General features: G+C 53.9%; 1 rRNA gene. It reads left to right on the top strand.

Going from position 1 to position 421, the window contains the following annotated elements:
• A 16S ribosomal RNA gene (locus tag HB631_RS26810) occupies positions 1-406 on the top strand; the annotation flags it as partial.
• Between the last annotated feature and the right edge of the window lie 15 nt (positions 407-421).

Here is a 421-nt window from a genome sequence, read left to right as displayed (position 1 = left end):
ATGGTGGGAACTCAAAGGAGACTGCCGGTGACAAACCGGAGGAAGGTGGGGATGACGTCAAGTCATCATGGCCCTTACGAGTAGGGCTACACACGTGCTACAATGGCGCATACAAAGAGAAGCGAACTCGCGAGAGCCAGCGGACCTCACAAAGTGCGTCGTAGTCCGGATTGGAGTCTGCAACTCGACTCCATGAAGTCGGAATCGCTAGTAATCGTGGATCAGAATGCCACGGTGAATACGTTCCCGGGCCTTGTACACACCGCCCGTCACACCATGGGAGTGGGTTGCAAAAGAAGTAGGTAGCTTAACCTTCGGGAGGGCGCTTACCACTTTGTGATTCATGACTGGGGTGAAGTCGTAACAAGGTAACCGTAGGGGAACCTGCGGTTGGATCACCTCCTTACCGAAAGATACGCGT

Source organism: Sodalis sp. dw_96 (assembly GCF_018449575.1).
Taxonomy (GTDB): Bacteria; Pseudomonadota; Gammaproteobacteria; order Enterobacterales; family Enterobacteriaceae; genus Acerihabitans.
This window is presented reverse-complemented; position numbering and strand designations above follow the sequence as displayed.